The following is a 24199-nucleotide window of genomic DNA, read 5'->3' on the forward strand; positions in this document are numbered from 1 at the left end:
GGAGCGACATGGATTGGGGAGGAATTCTCAACAACACCGCCGGCTGGCTCTTCAGCCCGACGACGATCGCCTATGCCCTCGCGGCGACGGGACTCGCGGTGCACTTCGGCTATGCGGGCCTGCTGAACTTCGGCATGGCGGGCTTCATGGCGATCGGCGCATACAGCTATGCGATCTCGATCATCTCGTTCGGGCTGCCCTGGTGGCTCGGAATCATCATCGGCATGGTCATGGCGATGGTCTTCGCCGTGATCCTCGGAATACCCACGCTGCGACTCCGCGCCGACTATCTCGCCATCGTGACGATCGCGGCGGCCGAGATCGTCCGCCTCCTGTTCACCACCACGGTGTTCGACGAGTACACCAACTCCGCCGACGGCCTCGGTGGGTACCACGCGGGGTTCCGAGCGGCGAACCCGTTCCCCGAGGGCACATACGGCTTCGGTCCGTGGACGTACACCGCGAACGATCTCTGGGTGCGCGTCTTCGGCCTGATCCTGCTGGCGATCGCGGTGTTCATGGTGTGGTCGCTGATGCGAAGCCCCTGGGGTCGCGTGCTGAAGAGCATCCGAGAAGATGAGGATGCCGTGCGCTCGCTCGGCAAGAACGTCTTCGGCTACAAGATGCAGGCACTCATGCTCGGCGGGATCTTCGGGGCGCTCGGCGGAGTCGTCTTCGCGCTTCCCTCGGCGGTCGTGCCGGCGACGTACACGACGAGCCTCACGTTCTTCGTGTGGACCATCCTGCTGCTCGGAGGCGCGGCGACCGTGTTCGGTCCCGTTCTCGGATCCATTCTCTTCTGGGTCATCATGGCCTTCCTCGACAGTGTCCTTCCCGCGCTCGCCGAGCAGGGCATTCTGCCGATCTCGCCGATCCAGGCGGGGACGCTGCGATTCGTGTTCGTCGGCGTCGCACTGATGCTGTTGGTCATCTTCCGACCGCAGGGCATTCTCGGAAACAAGAGGGAGCTGACCTTTGTCAAGTAACAGCGCATCTCCTGCAGGGGATTCCGACTCCGTCGGCGTGCCCCCGGCGACGGGGAGCATCTCGCGACCGAAGACCACGGGCCTCGCCACGGGCGACAACGTCCCCGGCGTCCCCAAGAACGATCCGATCATGATCGCCGACAACGTGACTCGACGCTTCGGCGGCCTCACCGCCGTCGATGTCGAGCACCTCGAGATACCCCGCGGAGCCATCACGGCTCTGATCGGACCCAACGGAGCAGGCAAGACAACTCTCTTCAACCTGCTCTGCGGATTCGACAAGCCCAACTCGGGGACGTGGAGCTTCGACGGACGTCAGCTCAGCGGCATCCCCTCGTTCAAGGTCGCGCAGATGGGACAGGTCCGAACCTTCCAACTCACCAAGGCGCTGTCGCTTCTGACCGTGCTGGAGAACATGAAGCTCGGGTCGACCGGCCAGAAGGGCGAGAAGTTCTGGGCGAGCATGCTGCCGTTCATCTGGCGTGGTCAGGAGACGGAGATCGAGGCGAAGGCACGCGACCTTCTCGTGCGCTTCAAACTCGACGCGAAGGCTGATGACTATGCCGCATCGCTCTCCGGCGGGCAGCGGAAGCTGCTCGAGATGGCCCGCGCGCTCATGAGCGATCCGACGCTGGTGATGCTGGACGAGCCGATGGCCGGAGTGAACCCTGCGCTCACCCAGTCGCTTCTCGATCACATCCTCGATCTCAAGGAACTCGGCATGACCGTGCTGTTCGTGGAGCACGACATGCACATGGTGCGCCACATCGCGGACTGGGTGGTCGTCATGGCTGAGGGACGGATCGTCGCCGAGGGTCCGCCCGACACCGTCATGCAGGACCAGTCGGTCATCGACGCGTACCTGGGGGCCCATCAGGACGTCGATCTCGGCGTCGTCACGGGTCGGGTCGACGGCGAGCTGGATGCGTCAGCCGCCGAACTCCTGGAAGAGATCAAGATCGAGGAGGCGGCCGCGGCCGCTCCCGAGGAGGAGGAGAAGAAGTGACCCCGAGCTCCCTCACCGGCGCTGTCGAAGATGAAGCAGCGCGCACCGATCGGGTCGTCGTCCAGGTGACCGACCTCGACGCCGGGTATCTGCCCGGCATCAACATCATCAACGGCTCGAACCTCACCGCCCACAAGGGCGAGTTGATCGGCATCATCGGGCCCAACGGTGCCGGGAAATCGACCCTTCTGAAGTCGATCTTCGGCATGGTCAAGGTTCGCGCCGGCAGCATCTCCGTGAACGGAGAGAGCATCGTCGGGCTGAAGTCCGACAAGCTCGTGCAGCGCGGAGTGGGATTCGTCCCGCAGACGAACAACGTCTTCCCCTCGCTCACGATCGAGGAGAACCTGCAGATGGGGCTCTTCCAGAGGCCGAAAGCGTACAACGAGCGCCTCGAGTTCGTGACCGGCATCTTCGCCGAGCTCGGCAAGCGGCTCAAGCAGCGTGCGGGATCGCTCTCCGGAGGCGAGCGCCAGATGGTGGCGATGAGTCGCGCATTGATGATGGATCCGGCAGTGCTGTTGCTCGACGAGCCCAGCGCCGGCCTCTCCCCCGTCCGTCAGGACGACGCCTTCATCCGCGTCTCCGACATCAACAAGGCCGGCGTCACGACCATCATGGTCGAGCAGAACGCTCGCCGTTGCCTTCAGATCTGCGACCGCGGCTACGTGCTCGACCAGGGGCGCGTGGCGTACGAGGGCACAGGACGCGATCTGCTGAACGACCCCAAGGTGATCGGTCTGTACCTCGGCACACTCGGCCAGGACTGACGACGCACTCGAGAAGGGGGCGGATGCTTCGGCATCCGCCCCCTTCGTCCTGTCTTCTTGCGTCTTGGTCTCTGGGTGTCTTCGTATGAACGTCACGGACGAAGAAGGGACCCCCGGCGATGCCGGGGGGTCCCTCGTTTCACACTTCGCTCAGTCGAGGCGGGTGTGCGTGTTGTCTGCACCGTACTGGAAGACGCCGATCGTCGCTTCGGTCGGGTCGCCTGCGTCGTCGAACGCGACGCCACCGGAGTAGCCGTCGTAGTCGGCCACTCCGCCGTCGAGGATGATGTCCGCGCAGTCCGTGAAGGACTCGCACTTCTCGCCGTCGCCCGAACCACCGGAGACCTCCTGCAGGCTTGCTGCGATGTCAGCGGGTTCGTTGGAGTTCGCAGCGAGAGACGCGAGTGCCAGCAGCACGACGGCGTCATACGACTCACCGGCGTAGTTGAAGTCCGCAAGCTCAGCGCCGTCGCCCTGCTCGAGCCACTGCGCCTTCAGCCGGTCCTGGAAGTCATCCGCGAGAACCGGTCCGGGCTGCGTGCCCTTCGAGCCTTCGATGGAGACCGGCATCGTGTCACCCCACTGGGAGGTGTTGCCGTCGACGAAGTAGAAGTTCGCGCCGTCGAAGCCGCTGTTCACGAACGACGGAACGATGGTCGACGTCTCCTCGAAGCCGATCACCGCGATGGCGTCAGGGTTCTGCGCCATGATCGTCGACACCTGAGCGCTGAAGTTGGTGTCTCCCGCGTTGTACGACTCGGATGCGACGACCTCGCCACCCGTACCCTCGAACGTCTCCGTGAGCGCCGACTCGAGGCCGTTGCCGTAGGCGTCGTTGAGGTAGATGATGCCGATCGACTGATGGCCGTCCTCGGCGATCAGGTTGCCGAGCACCTCGCCCTGGAGCAGGTCGCTCGGGGCGGTGCGCCAGTACAGACCGTTGTCGTCCCAGTCGGTGAAGTCCGGGGAGGTGTTGGCAGGCGAGAAGGTGATCACGCCGGCCCCGACCGCCTGGTCGAGGAAGAGCTTGGTCACACCGGAGGATGCCGCACCGATCAGTGCCTGGACGTCATTGCCCAGCAGACGAGGGACCGTGGTCTCGTACGCCTTGTTGTCGGGGTCGCCGGAGTCGCCGTATTCGACCTCGATGGTGATGCCCTTCGCGGCCTCGTTGATCTCCGCTGCAGCGAGACCCACTCCGGCCTCCTCGGGCGGGCCGAGGAACGCGAGTGCTCCGGTCTGCGGCAGAACCGTGCCGATGTTGAGGGTGAGCTCCTGTCGCTCTTCGGACGAAGGGGCTTCCGACGCTGAGTCGGTCGCAGCCCCCGTGCATCCGGCGAGAACGATGGCGCTGATGCTGGCGACGGCGATGCCGCCGAGGACCTTGACGGCACGCGAGCTGGTGAAGACGCTCATGTTGCTCCTTGCTTTCGATGAAGCGGAACGACTCGAGCGCCGTCCCAGTGCAACAAACGTATACGCGGCGATGTCACTCAATTGTTGCGATGCGTTAACGGTGTGATACAGAACGGTCTCGGATGGATAACGCGCCGAGCGGGTCAGGTCGTACGAACCTCGTTCACGCGTCCCCCGCGCCGCATCGTGAGCAGGAGGTCGACGACGAAGACGCCGATCGCGATCCAGACGATGATGAACCCGGCCCAGCGCTCGGGCGGCATCGGCTCGCCGAGCACCACCGCGCCGATGATGAACTGCATGACGGGCGTGACGAACTGGATCATCCCGATGACGGTCAGGTTGATGCGTCGGGTGCCGGCGGCGAACAGCAGCAGCGGCACCGCCGTCGCCACTCCCGCGAAGGCGAGCAGCACTGCATGCCAGACGCCGTGGGAGCCCATCGTGAGCCCTTCAGGGGTGGCGGCGACGAGCAACAGCTGCACGACGGCGATCGGGATCAGCCAGAACGACTCGAGGGTGAGACCGCTGATCGCATCGACCGCGGGGCCGATCTTCTTCTTGATGAGCCCGTAGACGCCGAACGAGGCCGTCAGTGAAAGAGCGATCCACGGGAAAGAGCCGTAGAAGAGCACGATCACGACCACGGCGACCGCGGCGATGCCGATCGCAGCCCACTGCAGCCTGCGGATGCGCTCCTTGAGCACGAACACGCCGAGCAGCACCGTGGTGATCGGGTTGATGAAGTACCCGAGGCTGGTCTCGACGATGTGCCCCGAGAGGGTGCCGATGAGGAACACCTGCCAGTTGACGTAGATCAGGACGCCGGCGAGAGCTGTCCATGCCAGCAGTCTCGGCTGCCGGATGATCGCACCGAACGCCGCCCAGCCGCGCGTCACGGTGAGAAGCAGCAGACAGAAGACGAGCGAGAGCAGCACCCGCCACGCGACGACCTCCCACGGCCCCGTCGGCGTGAGCAGCAGGAAGTAGAGGGGCAGCACGCCCCAGAGCAGGTACGCGCCCCCGGCGTACGCGACTCCCGCTGTCCGAGTGGCTCGGGATGCGGCATTCGTCGGGGTCACCGCACAACCCTACGCCCGTCGATTCCCGCCAATGTCCGACCGGCAGCGGCTGCAGGTCGGACATTGGCGGGAATCGATGCAAAGGTGGCGCGTCCCCGTCCGTTCAGCGGCTTCGCGCACGTCTGAGGACGACGGCGATGACGAGCGCGGTCGAGAGCGCCATCACCGCGTTGAGGCCGATCGCCGCCTGCAGCCCGGCGAGAAGGCCGGCACCGGCGAATGCCGCGACCACAGCCGCCATCACCGGTGTGCCCAGTGCGATGCCCACCTGCTGGCTCATCGTCACGAGACCGGTCGCCAGCCCCTGCTGTTCCGAGGGAACCGCCCCCGTCGCCGTCACGACGTAGCCGACGATCGCGACGAGATTCGCCACGCCGCCGAGGAATGTCAGGACCAGGAGCGGAATCGCCCACGCCTGCTCTTCGGAAGCGAAGGCCAGCGGGAAGGTGGCGGCGGCCTGGACGACCAACCCGACGACGATCGCGCGCGACGATCCGACCCTGCCGATGACGCGGGGTGCGAGGAGGCCGCCGAGGACGGTGCCGAGACCGAGCACTCCCAGCATCAGCCCGGCCGCGATGGGGGTGTACCCGAGGATCTCCTGCAGATAGATCGTCAGCAGGAAGACGAGCGACGTCTCGGTCGCGAACGCGAGGAGACCGGCGAGGTTGCCCCACGCGATCTGCCTGCTCCTCAGCAGTGACGGGGCGATGAGCGGTTCGGTCGCTCGTCTCTCGGCGAGCGCGAACACCGCGAAGAACGCCGCGGAGACCCCGAGCGGCCCCCAGGTGCCCGGATCACCCCACCCGACGCGCCCCGCGGAGTCGATGCCGAAGACGAGAGCGACGAGAGCGGCTGTCACGGTGACGGCACCGACGACATCGAGGCGAGCCGGTGCGACGCGCCTCGGCTCGTGAAGCACGAGGGCCCCGACGAGCAGGGCTGCAGCGGCCACCGCGACGTTGATGAAGAACGCCCAGCGCCACGAGACGCCTCCGGTGAGCACCCCTCCGAGCACCGCTCCCGACGTGAACCCCGCCGCCATGAGTGCCCCGTTGAGCCCGAGCGCCCGCGAGCGTGCGCGCCCCTCCGGGAACATCGTGGTCATCAGCGCGAGAGCCGCGGGGGTGACCATCGCCGTGGCGATGCCCTGGCCGACACGAGCGGCCAGCAGCACGCCCGGCGTGCTCGCGAGTCCGCCGACGACCGACGCCGCACCGAGCAGCACGAGCCCGGCCAGGAACAGCCGCTTCCGCCCGAGCAGGTCGGCCACCCGCCCGAAGAACAGGGTGAACGACGCGGCGCAGATCGCGAAAGCGGTCACGATCCACTGCAGCGACGCCGTGTCGAAGCCGAGTTCCCGCCCGATCGGGGGCAGCGCGACATTGAGGATCGAGAAGTCGACGGCGAGAGTGAAGTTCGCCGTCAGCAGGACGCCCATGGCGAGCGCCTGCGCCGGGGTGAAGCGATCGTTCGCCTGCGGCGCCGTGGCGGGGAGAGTCGAGTCGGTATGAGTCACGATCCTCAGCCTCCGCCCCGCGGCGTGGGGCAGCCAGTCCCCTCTCCTGACTAGCACTGCCAGGGACAGGCTGCGCGTGCGAGGGTCGTGGAGAATGGCACCATGCACCCGCACACCGAGCTCACCAGGCCGATCGCCTCAGAACGGCCGGTGACCGAGCTCGGCGAGTTCCTGCGCTCTCGGCGGGATCGCGTCACGCCCGACGACGTCGGGGTGGCGAGCTTCGGTCGGCGCAGAGTTCCGGGCCTCCGCCGCGAAGAGCTCGCGCGACTCGCCGGGGTCTCGGTGACCTACCTGACCCGCTTGGAGCAGGGCCAGTCGCAGAACGCATCCGACGCGGTCGTCGACAGCCTGGCCCGGGCGCTGCAGCTCGACGCCGACGAGCATGCGCATCTCCGAGCGCTGGCGCGCCCGAGAGCAGCCGCTGCCCGCCGACCCCGGAGGCCCGAGCAGCCGCATCGGGGCGCATCGCAGCTGTTGCATGCCATGGGAGTTCCGGCTGTGCTGCTGGGGCGTTTCAATGACATCCTCGACTGGAACGGCGCCGGCCACCTTCTGATGGCGGGCCATGTGGAGGTCGACGCGCCGTCGCGGCCGGCAGCCCGCCCCAACCACCTCCGGATGCTGTTCCTCGATCCGCACACGCGAGATCTGTACGCCGACTGGCAGGAAGAGGCTGCACTGGCGGTGGCATCGCTGCGATATGTCGCCGCGCGATTCCTAGACGACCGTCAGCTGGCCGAACTCATCGGTGAGCTGAGCCTGAGCAGCCCGGACTTCGCGAAGCTCTGGGCGGGGCACATGGTCAAGCTCTGCACGAGCGGCAGCAAGCGCTTCCGACATCCGGTCGTCGGGGAGCTCACGCTCGGCTACGAGGTCCTCCACCTGCCCGAGGGAGACGGCCAGCGAATCCTCGCGTACAGTGCGACTCCCGGCAGCACTGCCGCAGCGGCCCTCGAACTGCTCCAGACGCGCTGAGCCGGTTCGCGCCCGCCTGACAACGTGCGGACACGCAGGAAGGCCCGGATGCATGATGCATCCGGGCCTTCCGAAGACGTTGTCTCAGCGGACGACGACTGCGAGCACGTCGCGAGCCGACAGGACGAGGTACTCGTCTGCGCCGAACTTCACCTCGGTGCCGCCGTACTTGCTGTAGAGCACACGGTCGCCCACGGCGACGTCGAGCGGAACGCGGTTGCCGTTGTCATCGATGCGGCCGGGGCCCACGGCCACGACCTCGCCCTCCTGGGGCTTCTCCTTGGCGGTGTCGGGGATGACCAGGCCACTCGCGGTGGTCTGCTCTGCCTCGACCTGCTTGATGACGATGCGATCCTCGAGCGGCTTGATGGAAACCGACACGGTCTACCTCTTCTTTCTTGACGCTGACAGGAAGACTTTTCGCACTCTCAACCCGAGAGTGCTAATTCAGTCTATGCGCTCCGCTGGCACTCACGCAATGCGAGTGCCAATGGGGCGAACATGCCGCCGCCTAAGCTGGAGGCGTGGAGATCTCCGAGCTGCGCGCCCTGCTCACCCCCGAAGGCCTGAAGGCGCTCGACCAACTCGGCCCCGTCGAACAGGTCGCCGATGTCGCCCGCATCGTCTCTCGGCTGCGCGCCGCCGGGCACTCCCCCGAACTGGTCTCGGCTGTGGTGGGCCAGGCGCGGCTGCGCGCCAAGGCGAAGGGCAAGTTCGGCGACTTCGCATCGCGGATGCTGTTCACCCGCGCCGGGCTCGAGCAGGCCACTCGGCTGGGCGTCGCCGCGCGGCATGCGCAGCGGCTGCGCCGGGCAGGGATCACCCGCGTATCCGATCTGGGCTGCGGCATCGGCGGCGACTCGCTCGCCTTCGCCGGCGCCGGACTCGACGTGGTCGCCGTCGATGCCGACGAGGTGACCGCAGCGATCGCCGCCTACAACCTCGCACCCTTCGGAGACAACGCGGTCGTGACGCACGGCACCGCCGAGGCCCACGTGCCGGTCGACGGCGACGAGACCCAGGCGATCTGGATGGACCCGGCCCGCCGTACCGCAGGCCACAGCGAGACGCGGCGCGTGTCGTCCGATGACTACTCTCCCCCGCTCGACTGGGCGTTCGACGTGGCGTCCCGCATTTCGACCGGCATCAAGCTCGGCCCTGGCCACGACCGGGATTCTCTCCCCGTCGACGCCGAGGCGCAGTGGGTGAGCGCAGAGGGCAGCGTCGTCGAGCTGGTGCTGTGGACGAGAGCGCTGGCTCGCGACGGCATCCGCCGCTCCGCCCTCGTGATCCGCGGCGAGCGCTCGCACGAGCTCACCGCGGGGGCGGATGCCGAGGATGCACCCGTGCGTGAGCTCGGCGCCTTCCTGCACGAGCCGGACGGGGCGGTGATCCGGGCGCGCCTGATCGGCGACGTCGCACGCAGTCTCGACGCGGGGATGCTCGATGAGCGCATCGCCTACCTCACCTCCGACACGGCGCTCACGAGTCCGTTCGTGCAGTCGTTCCGGGTGCGCGAGACGATGCCCGCCAATCCCAAGGCGATCAACGCCGTGCTCAAGGCGAACGATGTCGGCTCGCTCGAGATCAAGAAGCGCGGCATGGACATCGACCCCGCAGCCTTCCGCAAGAAGCTGACACTGCGGGGAGATCGGGCGGCGACGCTCATCCTCACCCGCGTGGGCGATCAGCGCCGCGCGATCCTCGCCGATCGGGTGCCTGCGGCCGAGTAGCGTCGGGCGGACCTGCGGCGCTAGCCGTCGGAGTCGTCGGCCGGGATGTCGACCTGGATCGGATCCTGCTTCTCGCCGCCGAGTTCGAGCGTCTCCCCCGGGCCCACTGTCTGCTCCGCGGCGGCTGCTGCGCTGTCGCCCGAGACGACGAGGTACGGTGTGCCGTTCAGTGTGTACGCGAGCCGCACGCTCCATTCCGCAGCGACGGCCCGCGTCTCGTCGACGGTGACTCCTCGGGTTTCGATGCCGTCGCCGGAGTACCCCTCGTCTCCCGACGCGCGACAGTCGACGCTCTCGACGGCGTCGACGATCAGGCAGTCCTGGACGTCGTCGTTCTCGAAGCGCTGTGCGCGCCACACGGGGGCATCGCGGAAGTAGCCGACGACCGAGAACGAGTACTCCTCGAAGCCCTCGTCGATCAGCTGCTCGGCCCGCTCCCGCTCGTCCCCCTGGAACTGCGACAGCCAGGAGTTCTGGTCCGAGCGCCAGCGCTGGATGATCCCGACGACCTCGCCGTTCATCGCGCGTGCAGCGGATGCCCAGATCTCCTCCGGACTCTCCTCACCCTCGCCGGGCGCGGTGACACTCGCACTGACCTCGATCCCGTTCCCGTTGGCGAGATCCGCGGCCGACTGACACTGATCCGCCGACTTGCCTGCGGCGTCGAGCGTGATGCAGACCGTCTCGCCCTCCTGTTTCGTGGCGTACCAGACGAGGGCGTCCTCGTCCTGGCCGATCGCCCGCAGGCTGCCGGGGTCGAATCCGCCCTCCGCCTCCAATTCGGCGCGTCGCTGCTGCTGCTCGGAGGTCAGGGCCACGGCGTCACCGGTGTGCCCGAAGACTGCCCATCCGACGCCGAGACCGATCACGAGCATCGCTGCGGATGCGGCGACAGCAGCCTTCCAGTGCTGTCGGATCGCCGCGCGAAGCCCTCGGGCCTCGAGGGGCTGCTGCCCGACGGCTTCCTCATCGGCGGGATCCTCGGAGGAATCCTCGGAGGGGTTTCCGTTCGTCGGGACGGAGACGGGTGCTCCGGCATACGGCGGCCTCGAGTCCTCGGGCGAACGCGGCACGTCGACCGCGTCGATGCCTGGGCCCGCCGCAGCCGCGGCGCGGACCGTCAAGTCCGGCTCGACGCGCATGGACTCGAGCTCGCGCAGCCTGGCCGCATCATCCTCGGTCAGGCCGCCGCCGCGCCCGTATGCTCTGGCCTGCAGGGTGCGCAGCTCGGCGGATTCACTCTCCTGCAGCATCGTCGCTCTCCCAGCCCCTCGTCACGGTGAGGTACTGCTGACCGTAGCCGAACTGATACTCGTAGCGGGTCGTCTCACCGTCGACTGCGACGTCGAGCGCGAGCGTCCGGTCCGCATCGGCGAGCATCAGGCCGTCGTCGCACGCCATGGGAGGGTCGGGCATGGACCCGTCATAGACGAGACAGTATCGCTGGGTGGAGACATCGATCCCGGTCCAGATCGGCACCTGGTCGTCGTAGCCCACTACCTGTCGGCGCGGGTGGCTCTGCCCTCCGCGTCCTCCCGGCCTGCAACTCGTGCAGCCGCGCGGCATCCGCCTCACTCAGCGCGCCGGCACGACCGTAGGCCCGCGCCTGGAGAGCCCGCAGCTCGACGGATTCATCCGCGTCGAGCATCCGCTATCCGAGTCTCTCGAACTGCATCCCGGCCCAGACGAGCCAGCCGAGGCTGTAGACCGTCGCGCACAGACCGAGCACGAGCGCCCAGCGCGCGATGGCGCGACTCTCGACGGGCCGGCGCAGCGACATGATCGACGCGATCACGGAGATGATGGCTATCGGTATGCCCCACCCGACGAAGAAGGACGAGACCAGGGCGACGATGGCGGCCATCAGCGCCCACGGGGCGAGGCGGGTGTCGTCGACGGCCGACGCGTCGGTCGACGGCGCCCAGTCGGTGCCGCGCCCGATGTCGTCGGCCACAGGACCGCTGACGACCACCGGTTCGACTCCGACCGGCCCCGTCGGCAGCTTCGTGTATCCCTCGCGGCGCGACCCCGGGATTCGCGCCGAACCCGCAGGATGCTCGACCTCGTCGCTCGGACGCTCGATGCGGGTCGGGGGCAGTGCGGCACCGGACGCTGGTTCTGCACCCATCGGATCGGGCGTGCGTGGCACGTCGCTCATCACATCACCGCGACGCGCTCGTCGACCTGGATCTCGGTGACCGGAAGGGTCGAGTCGGCTCCGAACGCGAGCGTCGACGGCTGTCGACCCGACGAGATCAGCTCCGCCGCGAGAGCCGCGATCATCGCCCCGTTGTCTGTGCAGAGCGACAGGGGCGGGATGCGCACAGTCACGCCCGCCTTCTCGGCCCTGGCGAGTGCGACCTCGCGGAGTCTTCGGTTGGCGATGACCCCGCCGCCCAGCAGCAGGCGCGGCACGCCGAGGTCTGCGCACGCGGCGAGCGCCTTCGTCACGAGCACGTCGACCACAGCCTCACGGAAGCTCGCGGCCACATCGGCGACCGGGACAGGCACGCCCTCGGCCTCGCAGCGCTCGACCCAGCGTGCGACCGCCGTCTTGAGCCCGGAGAACGAGAAGTCGTAGCGGTGCTTCGCGAGGTCGGATGCCCGCGACAGTCCGCGCGGGAAGCGGATCGCATTCGGGTCGCCGTCGAGAGCGGCCCGATCGATCTCGGGGCCGCCGGGGTACGGCAGCGACAGCAGACGCGCGACCTTGTCGAACGCCTCGCCCGCGGCGTCGTCCATGGTCTCGCCCAGCATCTCGACGTCGGTCGTGAGGTCGCGCACGTGCAGCAGCGACGTGTGCCCTCCCGACACGAGCAGCGCGATCGTCGGGTACTCGAGGGGCTCGGAGTCGGGGGTCAGGATGTCGGCGGCGATGTGGCCCACCAGGTGATTGACCGCATACAGCGGCTTGTCGAGCGACACGGCGAGACCCTTCGCGGCGCCGACGCCGACCATGAGCGCGCCCGCGAGACCCGGCCCGCTGGTCACGGCGACGGCGTCGAGGTCGTCGAGTCGCACCCCGGCCTCGGCGAGCGCGGCATCGATCGACGGCTGCAGGGCTTCGAGGTGGGCTCGGGCGGCGACCTCGGGCACGACACCGCCGTAGCGGGCGTGCTCGTCCATGCTCGACGCGATCGTGTTCGACAGCAGGGTGCGCCCGCGGACGATCCCGATGCCCGTCTCGTCGCAGCTCGTCTCGATGCCCAGCACCAGAGGCTCGGTCATACGGTGGCCTCCTTCGCGGCGTCCACAGTGGATTCGTCAGGATGCGAGGAACGCGGATGCTGCAGCACGAGGCGCATCACGATCGCATCGACGTCGTCGGGCTGGTAGTAGCGAGGGCGGCGGCCGATCTCCTCGAACCCCTCGGAGAGGTACAGCCCCTCTGCGCCAGGGTTGTCGGCACGCACCTCGAGGAACACCTCTCGGGCTCCGCGTTCGGCTGCGGCAGCGAGAAGCGCCCGCAGCAGCGCGCGACCACGACCGGCACCCCGGTGCTCCGCATCGAGGGCGATGGTCTGGATGTCGGCATCGCGCGAACCCTGCAGGGCGCGCACTCCCCCGTAGCCGATGATCACGCCGTCATGCTCGTCGACCAGATAGCGGCCGTGCGGGCTCGCGAGTTCCAGCGCCATGGCCTGAGAACTCCATGCGTCGGTCGGGAACGAACGATGCTCTATGGCCATGATGGCGTCGAGGTCATCGGGCGTCGCTGCGCGCAGAGTCATAGCCCCACCTTCTTCGGCGCTCCGGGCACGGTGACATCGGGCTGCCGCAGGTAGAGCGGCTCGGACCCCGCGAGCGTGCGCCCTGCAGCCACCGCTCGGGCACCCACGCGGGCGAGGTCTACGGCCGACAGCCTCTCGACATCGATGCGACGCATGCCGTCGAGGTGCTCGTCTGCGTCGGCCCGCGCGACCAGCACCGTGTCGGCGACCATGTTCGGGATGCCATCGGCATCCGTCCCCTCGAAGACGGTGATCGCGACCTCCCGCCGACGGGCGTCGGTGACGATGGCGAACGGGCCGGTGACGGCCTCTCGCTCGATCGCGGTGAGCGCCGCGGCGAAGTGGCTGGGTACGGGGACGACCGGGATTCCCCGGCCCATCGCGAAGGTGCGCGCGGTGGCGATGCCGATGCGGAGGCCGGTGAAGGGGCCTGGACCCATGCCCGCCACCACCTGATCGATCGATCCGCTTCCGGTCTCGTCGAGGGCTCGCACGAGCAGCTCGCCGATGACCTCCGCGTGACCGAGAGGGTCGGCGGCCGATGCATCGGACACACGTGTGCCGTCGTCGTCGATGAGGGCGACGGCGGTGCCCAGGGAGGTGTCGACGGCGAGGATCACCTCTCCAGGGTAGTCGCCGTTCAGCCGGTGTTCGCTGAGCGCCCGCCGCGCGTGATCGTCACGTGCCGCGGGGCATCCGCGTCGAGCTCGGACGGGTCGAGATCGTCGTCGCCGCCGACCGGGCGCTCCAGCTCGATGTCCCACCAGGTCTCGGTCAGGTCCTCGGCCATTCCGCGTCCCCACTCGATCACGACGACCGATCGCGCGAGGTCGAGATCGAGGTCGTCGAGCTCGGCGCCCGAGCCGAGACGGTAGGCGTCGACGTGCACCAGCGGGGCGCGTCCGACGAGCGAGGGATGGGTGCGCGCGATCACGAACGTGGGGCTCTGCACGGGCCCGCGCACTCCGAGCCCCTCAGCGAGCCCTCGCGTGAACGTCGTCTTCCCCGCGCCGAGGGGCCCGGTGAGGATCAGCAGATCTCCGGCTTCGAGTTGCTCGCCGATGCGGAAGCCGAGCTGCTCCATGGCATCCGACGTCTCGATCTCGCGGCGTCCGAGAAAGGCCGGGTCGACGCTCATGCCGACCGCCGGGGCACGCGCGGGCCGATGCGCGTGACGATCTCGTAGTCGATGGTCGAGGCGGCGTTGGCCCACTCGGCCGCCGAGGGAACCCCGAGGGTCGGGTCGCCGAACAGCACGACCTCATCTCCGATCGACACCGGGGCATCGCCGACGTCGACGACGAACTGGTCCATGGCGATCCGGCCCACGTTGGTGTACCGACGTCCGCCGATCGACACCGGCAGGCGTCCGGACGCGTGGCGCGGCACTCCGTCGGCGTAGCCCAGAGGCACGAGCACCAGCGTCGTGTCGCGCGAGGTGCGGTGGTCGTATCCGTACGACACCCCGGCTCCCGCCGGCACGCGGCGGACGGCGGCGATCGCACCACGCAGGGTCATGGCGGGGCGAAGCCCCAGCTCTGCCGACGAGCGGTCGTCGAAGGGCGAGAGGCCGTAGATGCCGATGCCGATGCGCACGGCATCCAGTCGCATCTCCGGCAGGTCGATCGCGGCCGCGGTCGCCGCGATATGCCGGATCTCGGGGTGGATGCCGAACGAGGCCGCCGCGGCGACCGCCTCCTCGAACTTCGCCAGGGCCTCGCGGTCGTCCTGAGGCGAGGTGTTCGAGAGGTGGCTGAAGAGCCCGATGATGCGCAGGCGTCCGATGCGTTCGAGACGCGCAGCCTCGGCGAGCACGCGCCGCCAGTCCGCCGGTGCGATGCCGTTGCGCGAGAGACCCGTCTCGAACTTCAGGTGCACGCCGACCGGACGGTCGACCGATGCGACGGCACCGGCGGCCTCGAGCTGGTCGAACGACGAGATGCCCACTTCGATGTCGTGCGCTGCCGCCTGGTCGAACCGCTCGCCCGGCGCGTGCAGCCACGCGACGATCGGAGCCGTGATGCCCTGGCGACGCAGCTCGAGAGCCTCGGGGATCTCGGCGACGCCCAGGCGGGTCGCACCGCCGGCGAGGGCCGCGACGGCCACGGCTGCGGCTCCGTGACCGTAGGCGTTCGCCTTGACCACGGCGATGACCTGCACGCCGGTGAGACGACGGAAGTGTCGGACGTTGTCGCTGATCGCATCGAGCTCGATGCGGGCCTCGCGGAACGGAACTGTCACAGGGGCTCTCCTTCTGCCACCACGAATGCGGCGGCGAGGCCTGCATCGTGGGTGAGGGTCAGGTGCAGTCGGGTGATGCCGCGCTCGGCGATGACTTCGGCAGTGGTGCCGGACAGCACGAAGTGCGGGCGACCCGACGCCTCGGAGGCGATCTCGATCTCGATCCAGTGCACGCCGTCGGAGCCGCCGAGGGTCTTGATCAGGGCTTCCTTCGCGGCATATCTCGCGGCCAGGGAGGGAAGGCGCAGCGCCCGCTCCCCCGGCGCGAACAGTCGCTCCAGCAGCCGCGGCGTGCGCTCCATCGTGCGCTCGAACCGCGGGATGTCCACGAGGTCGATGCCGGTCCCGATGATCACCCGTTCAGCCTAGTCGCGGCATCCGCCTCCTTCGCTCCTGCCCCGTCCCGCCCCGTCCTGCCCCGGATGGCTGACCATCCCTCGCCTGGCTGGCACCTCACCCCCACACCTCCCGCCAAACGGGGAACCCTCAGCCATCCGGACAATCCGTCCGCTCGCCCTCGGCGGTCGCCCACCCCGGATGGCTGGTCATCGCCCGCTGGGCGGCCCAGTCACGCTCATGCCTCCCGCCAGGCGGGGAACGATCAGCCATGCGGCCGGGCTGACCACTCCTGCACAACCCGCATCGCGAGGAGATCGATCCCCAACCGTGCGGCAACCGCAACCTCGCCGCACGTGCTTGCGAGAGGATCGGCCGATGCCCACGCCACTCGACCTCGTCCAGCTGCACGGCGGAATCACCCGCGGATCACGACTCGCCTCGTTCGGGTGCACGCGCAAGGACCTCTCGATCGCGGTGCGTCGCGGCGAACTGATACGCGTCCGCGCCGGAGTGTTCGCCGCGCCGGATTGCGCTCCGAATGTGCGCACAGCGGCCCTCCATGGGGGCGCACTGACGTGTTCCGGGGCGCTCCGACTGCACGGCGTCTGGGTGCTCGACGACGAGAAGCACCCCCACGTGTGGCTGGGTCAGGCGGGGCGCACGCACCGCCACCGCGATTGCCTCTGCGTCGAGCACTACCGCGCAGGACGGATGCATCTGGGGCTGGCTCCGGTCGAGGCAGCGCTGGTGCATTCGTACGGATGCCATGGCGACGAGTTCTTCTTCGCCGCCTTCGAATCCGCATGGGGGCAGCGCCTGATCGGAGCAGCCGCACGGCGCCGCATCCGCGCTGCACTCCCCGCGCGCGCCCGATGGCTCGTCGACATCGCCCGCCATGATGCGGACAGCGGGCTCGAGTCGATCGTCAGGCTGCGGCTGCATCTCCTGGGCATCCACGTATCGACGCAGGTCGTCATCGACGGGGTAGGTCGGGTCGACTTCGTGCTCGAGGGGCGCGTCATCCTCGAGGCGGACGGCAAGGGCAATCACGATGGCCACTCGGAGCGTCACCGGGACCTGAGACGGGATGCCGAAGCATCCCGTCTGGGATACGAGACGCTCCGCTTCGACTACGCCATGATCATCCATGACTGGGACGTCGTGGCCGGCGCCATCACGAGCGCACTGGCGCGTTCACGTTCCTGAGCCGGATGGCTGAGGATCCCCCGGTTGGCCGGCACAGCATCCTGCATCCGCCAGCCGGTCGAGATATCTCCAGCCATCCGTCCCAGAAGTCGAGAGCGGCTTACTCGACGGTGACGGACTTGGCGAGATTGCGCGGCTGGTCGACGTCGAGGCCCTTGGCCGTGGCGAGCGCCATGGCGAAGATCTGCAGCGGGACCACCGCGAGCAGCGGCTCGAACATCGCTCCGGCGAGCGGGATGCGGATGACCTCGTCGGCGAACGGCAGGACCGCCGCGTCTCCCTCTTCGGCCACGACGATCACGCGGGCGCCGCGGGCACGGATCTCCTGGATGTTGGAGACGACCTTGGAGTGGACCACGGCCGAGTGACGGGGCGACGGCACCAGGACGAAGACCGGCTGCCCGGGCTCGATCAGGGCGATCGGACCGTGCTTGAGCTCGCCGGCGGCGAAGCCCTCTGCATGGATGTACGAGATCTCCTTGAGCTTGAGCGCGCCCTCGAGCGCGATCGGGAAGCCGACGTGGCGACCGAGGAAGAGCACCGAGCGGGTGTCGGCCATCCAGCCGGCGAGCTGAGTGACGTGCTCCTGCTCGCTCTCGAGGACCTTGGCGATCTTCTCGGGGAGGGCAGTGAGCTCGGCGACGTCGACGGATGCGTCCTGCACCGATCCGCGCACGCGCCCCATGTGCAGACCGAGCAGCAGCAGAGCGGTGATCTGCGCCGAGAACGCCTTGGTCGACGCGACCGCGACCTCGGGGCCGGCGTGCGTGTAGACCACGGCATCGGACTCACGAGGGATGGTCGCGCCCTGGGTGTTGCAGATCGAGAGGGTGCGCGCTCCGCGCTCTCTCGCGTACTTGACCGCCATCAGTGTGTCCATGGTCTCGCCGGACTGGCTGATCGAGATGACGAGCGTGTCATCGCCGATCACCGGGTCGCGGTAGCGGAACTCGTGCGCCAGTTCGACATCGACGGGGATCCGCGCCCACTGCTCGATCGCGTACTTGCCGACGAGTGCCGAGTAGGCGGCCGTGCCGCACGCGGTGATGATGATGCGGTTGATGCCGAGGAACAGCTCGTCGAGGCCGTCGAGCTCGGGGATGACGACCTGATCGCCCTGGATGCGACCGCGGATCGTGTTGGCGACCGCCTCGGGCTGCTCGGCGACCTCCTTGGCCATGAAGCTGGACCATCCGCCCTTCTCCGCAGCGGCGGCATCCCACGACACGTCGAACGGCTCGGCTTCGACCGGCGTGCCGGAGAAGTCGGTGACCGCGACGGCATCCGGGGTGATCGAGACGATCTGGTCCTGGCCGATGGCGAGCGCCTTGCGGGTGTGCTCGATGAACGCGGCGACGTCGGAGCCGAGGAAGTTCTCGCCCTCGCCGAGACCGATCACCAGAGGCGAGTTGCGTCGTGCGCCGACGACGAGCCCCGGGTGGTCCTGGTGCATCGCGAGCAGAGTGAACGCGCCCTCGAGGCGGTTGACCACGGCGCGGAACGCCCCCTGCAGGTCGCCGCCGTTGTTGCGGTACTCACGACCGAGCAACGCGGCCGCGACCTCGGTGTCGGTCTCGCTGCGGAATGCCACGCCGTCGGCGAGCAGTTCGTCGCGCAGCGACGCGAAGTTCTCGATGATGCCGTTGTGGATCACGGCGAGCTTGTCGTCATCGGCGAGATGCGGGTGCGCATTCTCGTCGGTGGGGCCACCGTGAGTGGCCCAGCGGGTGTGCCCGATGCCCGTGTTGCCGTCGGCGAGGGCCGCGTCCTCGAGCGAGTCGCGCAGCATGGCGAGCTTTCCCGCCTTCTTGCGCATGCCCAGCGAGCCGTCGCCGTCGATGACCGCGACGCCTGCCGAGTCATAGCCGCGGTACTCGAGACGGGCGAGTCCTGCGAGCAGGATGTCCTGGCTGGGGCGCGGGCCCACGTATCCGACGATTCCACACATGTGGTCAAGAGTAAGGCGGGGTTTTTGCGAAGGTTCCGAACGAAACCTCGAGCCTGCTCAGAGCTTGCGAAGAAGCACGCTCTCGACGCTGTGGTCGACGCCCTTGTTGAGCACGAGCCGGGCTCGGTGCTTGGTCGGCATCACGTTCTCGACCAGGTTCGGCATGTTGATCTCGTTCCAGTAGCCGAGCGCGGTCGTGATCGCCTCCTCGTCGGTGAGATGGGCGAAGACGTTGAAGTACGACGAAGGGTTCGAGAAGGCTCCCTGGCGCAGAGCGAGGAACCGGTCGACGTACCACTTCTCGATGTGCGAGGTGTCGGCGTCGACGAAGATCGAGAAGTCGAAGAGGTCGCTGACGGCCACGTCGTTGGGTGCCGGCGGTGGCTGCAGGACGTTCAGTCCTTCGACGATCACGACGTCGGGACGCCGGACGACCACATGAGCGTCGGGCACGATGTCGTAGCGCATGTGCGAGTAGAACGGCGCCCGCACCTCTGCAGCCCCGCTCTTCACCTCGGTGAGGAACTCGAGCAGCGCCCGCCGATCGTAGGACTCGGGAAAGCCCTTGCGCTCCATCAGGCCTCTGCGCTCGAGCTCGGAGTTCGAGTGCAGGAACCCGTCTGTCGTGACGAGTTCGACCCGAGGCGTGCCCGGCCACCGACTCATCAGCTCGCGCAGCAGGCGGGCGATGGTCGACTTGCCGACGGCGACAGATCCTGCCACTCCGACCACGAACGGGGTCGTCGAGTCGTCTTCCTGCAGAAACGAGCTCGTCGCAGCTCCCAGACGCTTCGTCGCCGTCGCGTAGAGGCTGAGCAGCCGACTCAGGGGCAGGTAGACCTCGCGCACCTCGGCGAGATCCAGGCGGTCTCCGATGCCGCGGAGTTCGACGACCTCGGTCTCGGTGAGCGGCTGGTCGAGGCCCGCCGCCAATCGCGCCCATTCGTCACGACCGATCTCGCGATACGGAGAGAGCGGCAGCGTGGGGTCGGCGGTGGTCACGGATACATCGTAACGGCGCACGAGTAGTCTCTATCCGTGCGCCTGGGAGTACTCGACATCGGTTCCAACACCGTCCACATGCTCGCCGCCGATGTTCGCCCCGGCGGTCGACCGCTGGCGACCACCAGCGACCGCACCGTCCTGCGGCTGATGCGGTACCTCACCGACGACGGGGCGATCTCGGAAGAGGGAGTGCGCGCGCTCGAGGCGGCAGTCGTCAGAGCGCGCACGGTCGCCGAAGAAGAGAACGTGGACGAGCTGCTCGCCACCGCGACGAGCGCGGTGCGAGACGCCCGGAACGGTGCCGACGTGATCGCCCGCATCGAGGCGGCCCTCGGCCAGCCGCTGCAGGTTCTCGACGGAGAGACCGAGGCCGAGCTCACCTTCCTCGCCGTACGGCGATGGTTCGGCTGGTCGGCGGGACAGCTGCTGCTGCTCGACATCGGCGGCGGCTCGCTCGAGGTCGCGGCGGGCGGGGATGAGCTGCCGGATGCCGCGGCATCCGTCCCGCTCGGAGCCGGCCGCATGACAGTGCAGTTCCTGCCTCACGACCCTCCCGGCGAAGACGACGTCGAACGCCTCCGCGAGCACGCGACCGCCACGCTCGCCGAGGTGCTCCCCCGGTTCACAGCACTGCCGCGGCCCGATCACGTGGTCGGGTCGTCGAAGGCGATCCGGTCGCTGGCCAGACTCGCCGGCTATCCGGTGCCGGGATGGTCGGGGATCCAGCGCATGGTGCTGCCCCGCGCCTCACTGGGGTCGTGGATCCCTCGACTGGCCCGCCTCCCCGCGTCCGCGCGGCAGGAGCTCCCCGGCATCACCGCGGATCGCACCTTCCAGATCGTCGCCGCCGCGGTCTCGCTGCACACCGCCATGACCGCGCTCGACGTCGATGAACTCGAGGTGTCTCCGTGGGCACTGCGCGAGGGCGTGCTGCTGCGGTACATCGAGCAGTTGAACTGGAACGCGCCGCGCGGCTGACCCGAGGTCGGTGCCGCACGGCGCGCTCGACGGTTCAGAGCGAGAGTCGCTCGCGCACGACAGCGACCAGCCGGTCGGCGTACGCCTGAGCGGATTCGGCGTCCGCCGCCTCGACCATGACCCTGACGAGGGCCTCGGTTCCTGACTTGCGGAGCAGCACGCGACCGGTGTCGCCGAGTTCGGCGGCGACCTCGCGCACGGCCTCCTGCACGACGGGGTCGGACTCGAGCGCGTCCTTGTCGACGTCGCGCACGTTGATGAGCACCTGCGGGTACACGGTCATCACGCTCGCGAGTTCGGCGATCGTCTTGTTCTGACGGGCCATCTCGGCGACCAGGTGCAGCCCCGTGAGCAGTCCGTCACCGGTGGTGGCGAACTCGCTCATGATGACGTGGCCCGACTGCTCGCCGCCGAGGGCGTAGCCGCCTCGGTCCATGTCCTCGAGGACGTAGCGGTCGCCGACCGCGGTCTGGCGCACGGTGATGCCGTGCTCGCGCATGGCGACGTGCAGGCCGAGGTTGCTCATCACGGTGGCGACGAGCGTGTCATCGGTCAGGTGACCGCGCTGCTTCATCGACACCGCGAGGATCGCCATGATCTGGTCACCGTCGATGACATTGCCCTGCGCATCGACGGCCAGGCACCGATCAGCGTCGCCGTCGTGGGCGATTCCGATGTCGGCGCCGAGACGGACGACAGCCTCGGCGAGCTGGTCGAGGTGGGTCGATCCCACGCCGTCGTTGATGTTCCAGCCGTCCGGGTCGGCACCGATCACGGTGACGTCGGCGCCCGCATCGCGGAAGGTCTCGGGAGACACACCCGATGCGGCGCCGTGGGCGCAGTCGAGCACGACCTTGATGCCGTTCAGCCGGTTCGGCAACGAGCCGAGCAGGTGCACGACGTAACGGTCTTCGGCGTCGGAGAATCGGTCGATCCTGCCCACGCCGGCACCGGTGGGTCGCAGCTTCTCGCCCGCCATCGCGTCTTCGATGCGCTGCTCGACGATGTCGGGCAGCTTGACACCGCCACGGGCGAAGATCTTGATCCCGTTGTCGGGTGCCGCGTTGTGCGAGGCGGAGATCATCACACCGAAGTCGGCGTCACGATCGGCGACGAGGAATGCGAGCGCAGGGGTCGGAATGACCCCGGCTTCGAGCACGTCGACGCCGGAGGAGGCGAGTCCTGCGGCGACCGCTGCAGTGAGGAAGTGACCGGAGACGCGGGGGTCGCGGGCCACCACTGCAGTGAGTCGCTTGCCTTCGGCTTTGCGAGCCTCCGCAGTACGGCCCTGGCCCAGGACGACAGCAGTCGCCTGGGCCAGGGTGAGCGCGAGGTCGGCGGTGAGGATGCCATTGGCGAGTCCTCGCACACCGTCCGTGCCAAAGATCGGCATCGGAGCGGTTGACCTTAACGCTTCGAGTACTGAGGCGCCTTACGGGCCTTCTTGAGTCCAGCCTTCTTGCGCTCCTTGACGCGAGCGTCGCGCGAGAGGAAGCCGGCCTTCTTCAGGGTCGGACGGTTGTTCTCCTCGTCGATGCCGTTGAGCGAACGAGCGATGCCGAGACGCAGCGCGCCGGCCTGACCCGAGGGGCCACCACCGGAGATGCGCGCGATGACGTCGTAGCCGCCGGCGAGGTTGAGGATCGTGAACGGATCGTTGATCAGCTGCTGGTGCAGCTTGTTCGGGAAGTAGTCCTCGAGCGTGCGGCCGTTGACCGTGATCGTTCCCGAGCCGGGGACGAGGCGCACGCGGGCGATGGCCTGCTTGCGACGGCCGACAGCGGCACCCGGGACGCTGAGCACGGGGCGGGGAGCCGCCTCGACTGCGTCGGTCTCGGGAGTCGAGGTCGAGAAGTTCTGGGGGTTTTCGGTGGTGTCCTGGATGTCAGCCACGAGTATGTCCTTAAGTCTTTACGGCGCTTACTGGGCGACCTGGTCGAGGGTGTACGTCTGCGGCTGCTGTGCGGCGTGCGGGTGCTCGGCACCGACGTACACCTTGAGCTTCGACAGCTGCTGACGGCCCAGGCTGTTCTTGGGGAGCATGCCACGGATGGCCTTCTCGACAGCGCGGATCGGGTTCTTCTCGAGGAGCTCGGCGTAGGTGACCGACTTCAGTCCGCCCGGGTAACCCGAGTGGCGGTAGGCCAGCTTCTTCTGGAGCTTCTGACCGGTGAGCGCGACCTTGTCGGCGTTCACGATGATGACGAAGTCACCCGAGTCGATGTGGTTGGCGAAGGTGGGCTTGTGCTTGCCACGCAGGAGCGTAGCGGCGTGCGAGGCCAGGCGGCCGAGAACGACGTCAGTGGCGTCGATGACGACCCAGTCGCGCTGGACTTCGCCAGCCTTCGGGGAGTAAGTGCGCGTCACGATAGTGCTGCTTTCTTGTTCGAACGGAGAAGTTCGTGAATCCCACTCCGGGGTGGTTCTTCCCTACAGGGATGAACACGCCAGTGGAGGGCTCACGTTCGTTAGTGCTCGGCAGTCGAGTACCAAAGTGAAAGCTTACGTCATTCCCGACGTTCTCCCAAACCGAGTCGCTCGGCGATCAGTCGAACTGCGTCGTCACCAGGATCGGACGATGGTCGCTCATCCCCTGCGGAAGAGTGGTGACCCGCTGGATCTCGAAGCCGACCGAGGTGGCGAAATCATAGTGACCACGGAACACGCGATAGCGGGTGTAGGTGTGGTCGTCGCTCAGCGTCAGCGCGTAGCCGTGCTCGCGGATCGTCTGACCGAGGTTCTCCTTGAAGACCGGGTAGTTGTAGTCGCCGACCATCAGTTGAGGCAGCCCTTCGCCGAGGGCCGCGAGCTCGGTGAGGGCAGCCCTGATCTGGTGCCGACGCAGCGAGTTCAACGCGGTGAGCGGGGCTGCGTGGAACGACGCGGCGATGAACTCGCGCCCCGCATCGATGTCTCTGAGCCGCGCGCCCAGAACCCGCTCGTGCGCGGGCTTGGCGATGCGGTCGTGCAGCGACTTCTTGAGCTCGATCGTCTTGATCGCCTGGAGGTGGAACTCGCTGGCTCGGTAGAACATGGCGAGTCCCAGACGGTTCCCCTGAGTCGCGTCGGCGAGCGTGAGGTCGCCGATCGTCTCTGGCAGATCTGCGACATCGCACTCCTGCAGGCACAGGATGTCAGGGTCGTGCGCCGACACCAGTGCCGCTAGTTCGCCTGCGGCGCGGTGCTTCTGCAGGTTGTACGAGATGACCTTCATCGCACTTCACGGTAGTGCGTCAGTCTTGGATTCCGGTGGAAATCGCC

General features: G+C 68.0%; 26 protein-coding genes. 7 read left to right on the top strand and 19 right to left on the bottom strand.

Going from position 1 to position 24199, the window contains the following annotated elements; all coding sequences use genetic code 11:
• Window positions 1-8: 8 nt before the first annotated feature.
• The 3 genes from ACLKOY_RS07005 to ACLKOY_RS07015 are packed head-to-tail and all read left to right on the top strand — an operon-like array spanning window position 9 to window position 2762.
• On the top strand, window positions 9-986 hold the full coding sequence (locus ACLKOY_RS07005) for a branched-chain amino acid ABC transporter permease (protein ID WP_436452997.1): 978 nt from the start codon (window positions 9-11) through the stop codon (window positions 984-986).
• Window positions 976-1992 (top strand): ABC transporter ATP-binding protein, encoded by a 1017-nt coding sequence (locus ACLKOY_RS07010; RefSeq protein WP_375137393.1) that lies wholly within the window; start codon window positions 976-978, stop codon window positions 1990-1992. The genes ACLKOY_RS07005 and ACLKOY_RS07010 overlap by 11 nt, the downstream gene beginning before the upstream one ends.
• Window positions 1989-2762, top strand: a complete 774-nt coding sequence (locus tag ACLKOY_RS07015; protein ID WP_140036369.1) for an ABC transporter ATP-binding protein — start codon at window positions 1989-1991, stop codon at window positions 2760-2762. Before ACLKOY_RS07010 ends, ACLKOY_RS07015 begins: the two co-directional genes overlap by 4 nt.
• Before the next feature lie 150 nt (window positions 2763-2912).
• Here ACLKOY_RS07015 and ACLKOY_RS07020 read toward each other — a convergent pair whose 3' ends face one another.
• The 3 genes from ACLKOY_RS07020 to ACLKOY_RS07030 form a co-directional block, all read right to left on the bottom strand.
• Window positions 2913-4178, bottom strand: a complete 1266-nt coding sequence (locus ACLKOY_RS07020; RefSeq protein WP_436452998.1) for an ABC transporter substrate-binding protein — start codon at window positions 4176-4178, stop codon at window positions 2913-2915.
• Between the two features lie 143 nt (window positions 4179-4321).
• Window positions 4322-5260 carry an EamA family transporter RarD gene (rarD, locus tag ACLKOY_RS07025; RefSeq protein WP_436452999.1) on the bottom strand — a complete coding sequence of 313 codons (939 nt, stop codon included), beginning with the start codon at window positions 5258-5260 and terminating at the stop codon, window positions 4322-4324.
• A gap of 103 nt (window positions 5261-5363) precedes the next feature.
• Window positions 5364-6779: an MFS transporter gene (locus tag ACLKOY_RS07030; protein WP_436453000.1), complete on the bottom strand. Its 1416-nt coding sequence runs from the start codon at window positions 6777-6779 to the stop codon at window positions 5364-5366.
• 102 nt (window positions 6780-6881) lie between these two features.
• Here ACLKOY_RS07030 and ACLKOY_RS07035 point away from each other — a divergent pair, with 102 nt between their 5' ends.
• Window positions 6882-7757, top strand: a complete 876-nt coding sequence (locus tag ACLKOY_RS07035) for a helix-turn-helix transcriptional regulator (protein WP_436453001.1) — start codon at window positions 6882-6884, stop codon at window positions 7755-7757.
• Window positions 7758-7841: 84 nt separating this feature from the next.
• Here the strand turns inward: ACLKOY_RS07035 and groES are convergent, their stop codons facing one another.
• Window positions 7842-8138, bottom strand: coding sequence for a co-chaperone GroES (gene groES / locus ACLKOY_RS07040; protein WP_039394204.1), 297 nt, complete (start codon window positions 8136-8138; stop codon window positions 7842-7844).
• Window positions 8139-8281: 143 nt separating this feature from the next.
• Between groES and ACLKOY_RS07045 the strand changes: the two genes are divergently transcribed.
• Window positions 8282-9490: a class I SAM-dependent methyltransferase gene (locus ACLKOY_RS07045; protein ID WP_436453002.1), complete on the top strand. Its 1209-nt coding sequence runs from the start codon at window positions 8282-8284 to the stop codon at window positions 9488-9490.
• Window positions 9491-9510: 20 nt separating this feature from the next.
• On the opposite strand, the gene ACLKOY_RS07050 is transcribed toward ACLKOY_RS07045, so the two are convergent.
• The 9 genes from ACLKOY_RS07050 to ACLKOY_RS07090 form a co-directional block, all read right to left on the bottom strand.
• Window positions 9511-10743: a hypothetical protein gene (locus tag ACLKOY_RS07050; RefSeq protein WP_436453003.1), complete on the bottom strand. Its 1233-nt coding sequence runs from the start codon at window positions 10741-10743 to the stop codon at window positions 9511-9513.
• Window positions 10727-10906 (bottom strand): hypothetical protein, encoded by a 180-nt coding sequence (locus tag ACLKOY_RS07055; RefSeq protein ID WP_436453004.1) that lies wholly within the window; start codon window positions 10904-10906, stop codon window positions 10727-10729. Before ACLKOY_RS07055 ends, ACLKOY_RS07050 begins: the two co-directional genes overlap by 17 nt.
• Window positions 10907-11141: 235 nt before the next feature.
• The gene (locus ACLKOY_RS07060) at window positions 11142-11648 is read right to left on the bottom strand and encodes a hypothetical protein (protein ID WP_436453005.1); all 507 of its coding nucleotides are present in this window, start codon (window positions 11646-11648) and stop codon (window positions 11142-11144) included.
• The gene (gene tsaD, locus ACLKOY_RS07065) at window positions 11648-12718 is read right to left on the bottom strand and encodes a tRNA (adenosine(37)-N6)-threonylcarbamoyltransferase complex transferase subunit TsaD (protein ID WP_436453006.1); all 1071 of its coding nucleotides are present in this window, start codon (window positions 12716-12718) and stop codon (window positions 11648-11650) included. Before tsaD ends, ACLKOY_RS07060 begins: the two co-directional genes overlap by 1 nt.
• A complete protein-coding gene (gene rimI / locus ACLKOY_RS07070; RefSeq protein WP_436453007.1) occupies window positions 12715-13221 on the bottom strand; it encodes a ribosomal protein S18-alanine N-acetyltransferase in 507 nt (168 codons plus the stop codon). The genes tsaD and rimI overlap by 4 nt, the downstream gene beginning before the upstream one ends.
• On the bottom strand, window positions 13218-13841 hold the full coding sequence (gene tsaB, locus ACLKOY_RS07075) for a tRNA (adenosine(37)-N6)-threonylcarbamoyltransferase complex dimerization subunit type 1 TsaB (RefSeq protein ID WP_436453008.1): 624 nt from the start codon (window positions 13839-13841) through the stop codon (window positions 13218-13220). Before tsaB ends, rimI begins: the two co-directional genes overlap by 4 nt.
• A 20-nt stretch (window positions 13842-13861) precedes the next feature.
• A complete protein-coding gene (gene tsaE, locus ACLKOY_RS07080) occupies window positions 13862-14359 on the bottom strand; it encodes a tRNA (adenosine(37)-N6)-threonylcarbamoyltransferase complex ATPase subunit type 1 TsaE (protein WP_436453009.1) in 498 nt (165 codons plus the stop codon).
• Window positions 14356-15462, bottom strand: a complete 1107-nt coding sequence (alr, locus tag ACLKOY_RS07085; protein ID WP_436453010.1) for an alanine racemase — start codon at window positions 15460-15462, stop codon at window positions 14356-14358. Before alr ends, tsaE begins: the two co-directional genes overlap by 4 nt.
• Window positions 15459-15818, bottom strand: a complete 360-nt coding sequence (locus ACLKOY_RS07090) for a holo-ACP synthase (RefSeq protein ID WP_363571838.1) — start codon at window positions 15816-15818, stop codon at window positions 15459-15461. Before ACLKOY_RS07090 ends, alr begins: the two co-directional genes overlap by 4 nt.
• 358 nt (window positions 15819-16176) lie before the next feature.
• Here ACLKOY_RS07090 and ACLKOY_RS07095 point away from each other — a divergent pair, with 358 nt between their 5' ends.
• Window positions 16177-17007 (top strand): endonuclease domain-containing protein, encoded by an 831-nt coding sequence (locus ACLKOY_RS07095; RefSeq protein ID WP_436453011.1) that lies wholly within the window; start codon window positions 16177-16179, stop codon window positions 17005-17007.
• A 100-nt stretch (window positions 17008-17107) separates the two neighbouring features.
• Here ACLKOY_RS07095 and glmS read toward each other — a convergent pair whose 3' ends face one another.
• Together glmS and coaA are read right to left on the bottom strand one after the other, a co-directional pair.
• Complete coding sequence (gene glmS / locus ACLKOY_RS07100) at window positions 17108-18955, bottom strand: glutamine--fructose-6-phosphate transaminase (isomerizing) (protein WP_436453012.1); 1848 nt, start codon at window positions 18953-18955, stop codon at window positions 17108-17110.
• 57 nt (window positions 18956-19012) lie between these two features.
• Entirely contained in the window at window positions 19013-19957 is a 945-nt protein-coding gene (coaA, locus tag ACLKOY_RS07105; protein ID WP_436453013.1) for a type I pantothenate kinase, read from the bottom strand.
• Between the two features lie 36 nt (window positions 19958-19993).
• Here coaA and ACLKOY_RS07110 point away from each other — a divergent pair, with 36 nt between their 5' ends.
• Window positions 19994-20938 carry a Ppx/GppA phosphatase family protein gene (locus ACLKOY_RS07110; RefSeq protein WP_436453014.1) on the top strand — a complete coding sequence of 315 codons (945 nt, stop codon included), beginning with the start codon at window positions 19994-19996 and terminating at the stop codon, window positions 20936-20938.
• A gap of 34 nt (window positions 20939-20972) precedes the next feature.
• On the opposite strand, the gene glmM is transcribed toward ACLKOY_RS07110, so the two are convergent.
• The 4 genes from glmM to ACLKOY_RS07130 form a co-directional block, all read right to left on the bottom strand.
• A complete protein-coding gene (gene glmM, locus ACLKOY_RS07115) occupies window positions 20973-22331 on the bottom strand; it encodes a phosphoglucosamine mutase (RefSeq protein WP_436453015.1) in 1359 nt (452 codons plus the stop codon).
• A 14-nt stretch (window positions 22332-22345) separates the two neighbouring features.
• Window positions 22346-22831 carry a 30S ribosomal protein S9 gene (rpsI, locus tag ACLKOY_RS07120; RefSeq protein ID WP_042539158.1) on the bottom strand — a complete coding sequence of 162 codons (486 nt, stop codon included), beginning with the start codon at window positions 22829-22831 and terminating at the stop codon, window positions 22346-22348.
• Between the two features lie 27 nt (window positions 22832-22858).
• Window positions 22859-23305, bottom strand: a complete 447-nt coding sequence (gene rplM, locus ACLKOY_RS07125) for a 50S ribosomal protein L13 (RefSeq protein WP_042539156.1) — start codon at window positions 23303-23305, stop codon at window positions 22859-22861.
• A gap of 178 nt (window positions 23306-23483) precedes the next feature.
• Window positions 23484-24152 (bottom strand): endonuclease/exonuclease/phosphatase family protein, encoded by a 669-nt coding sequence (locus ACLKOY_RS07130; protein WP_436453016.1) that lies wholly within the window; start codon window positions 24150-24152, stop codon window positions 23484-23486.
• Window positions 24153-24199: the final 47 nt, after the last annotated feature.

The organism is Microbacterium sp. K2, from assembly GCF_051365005.1.
Lineage (GTDB): Bacteria > Actinomycetota > Actinomycetes > Actinomycetales > Microbacteriaceae > Microbacterium > Microbacterium foliorum_B.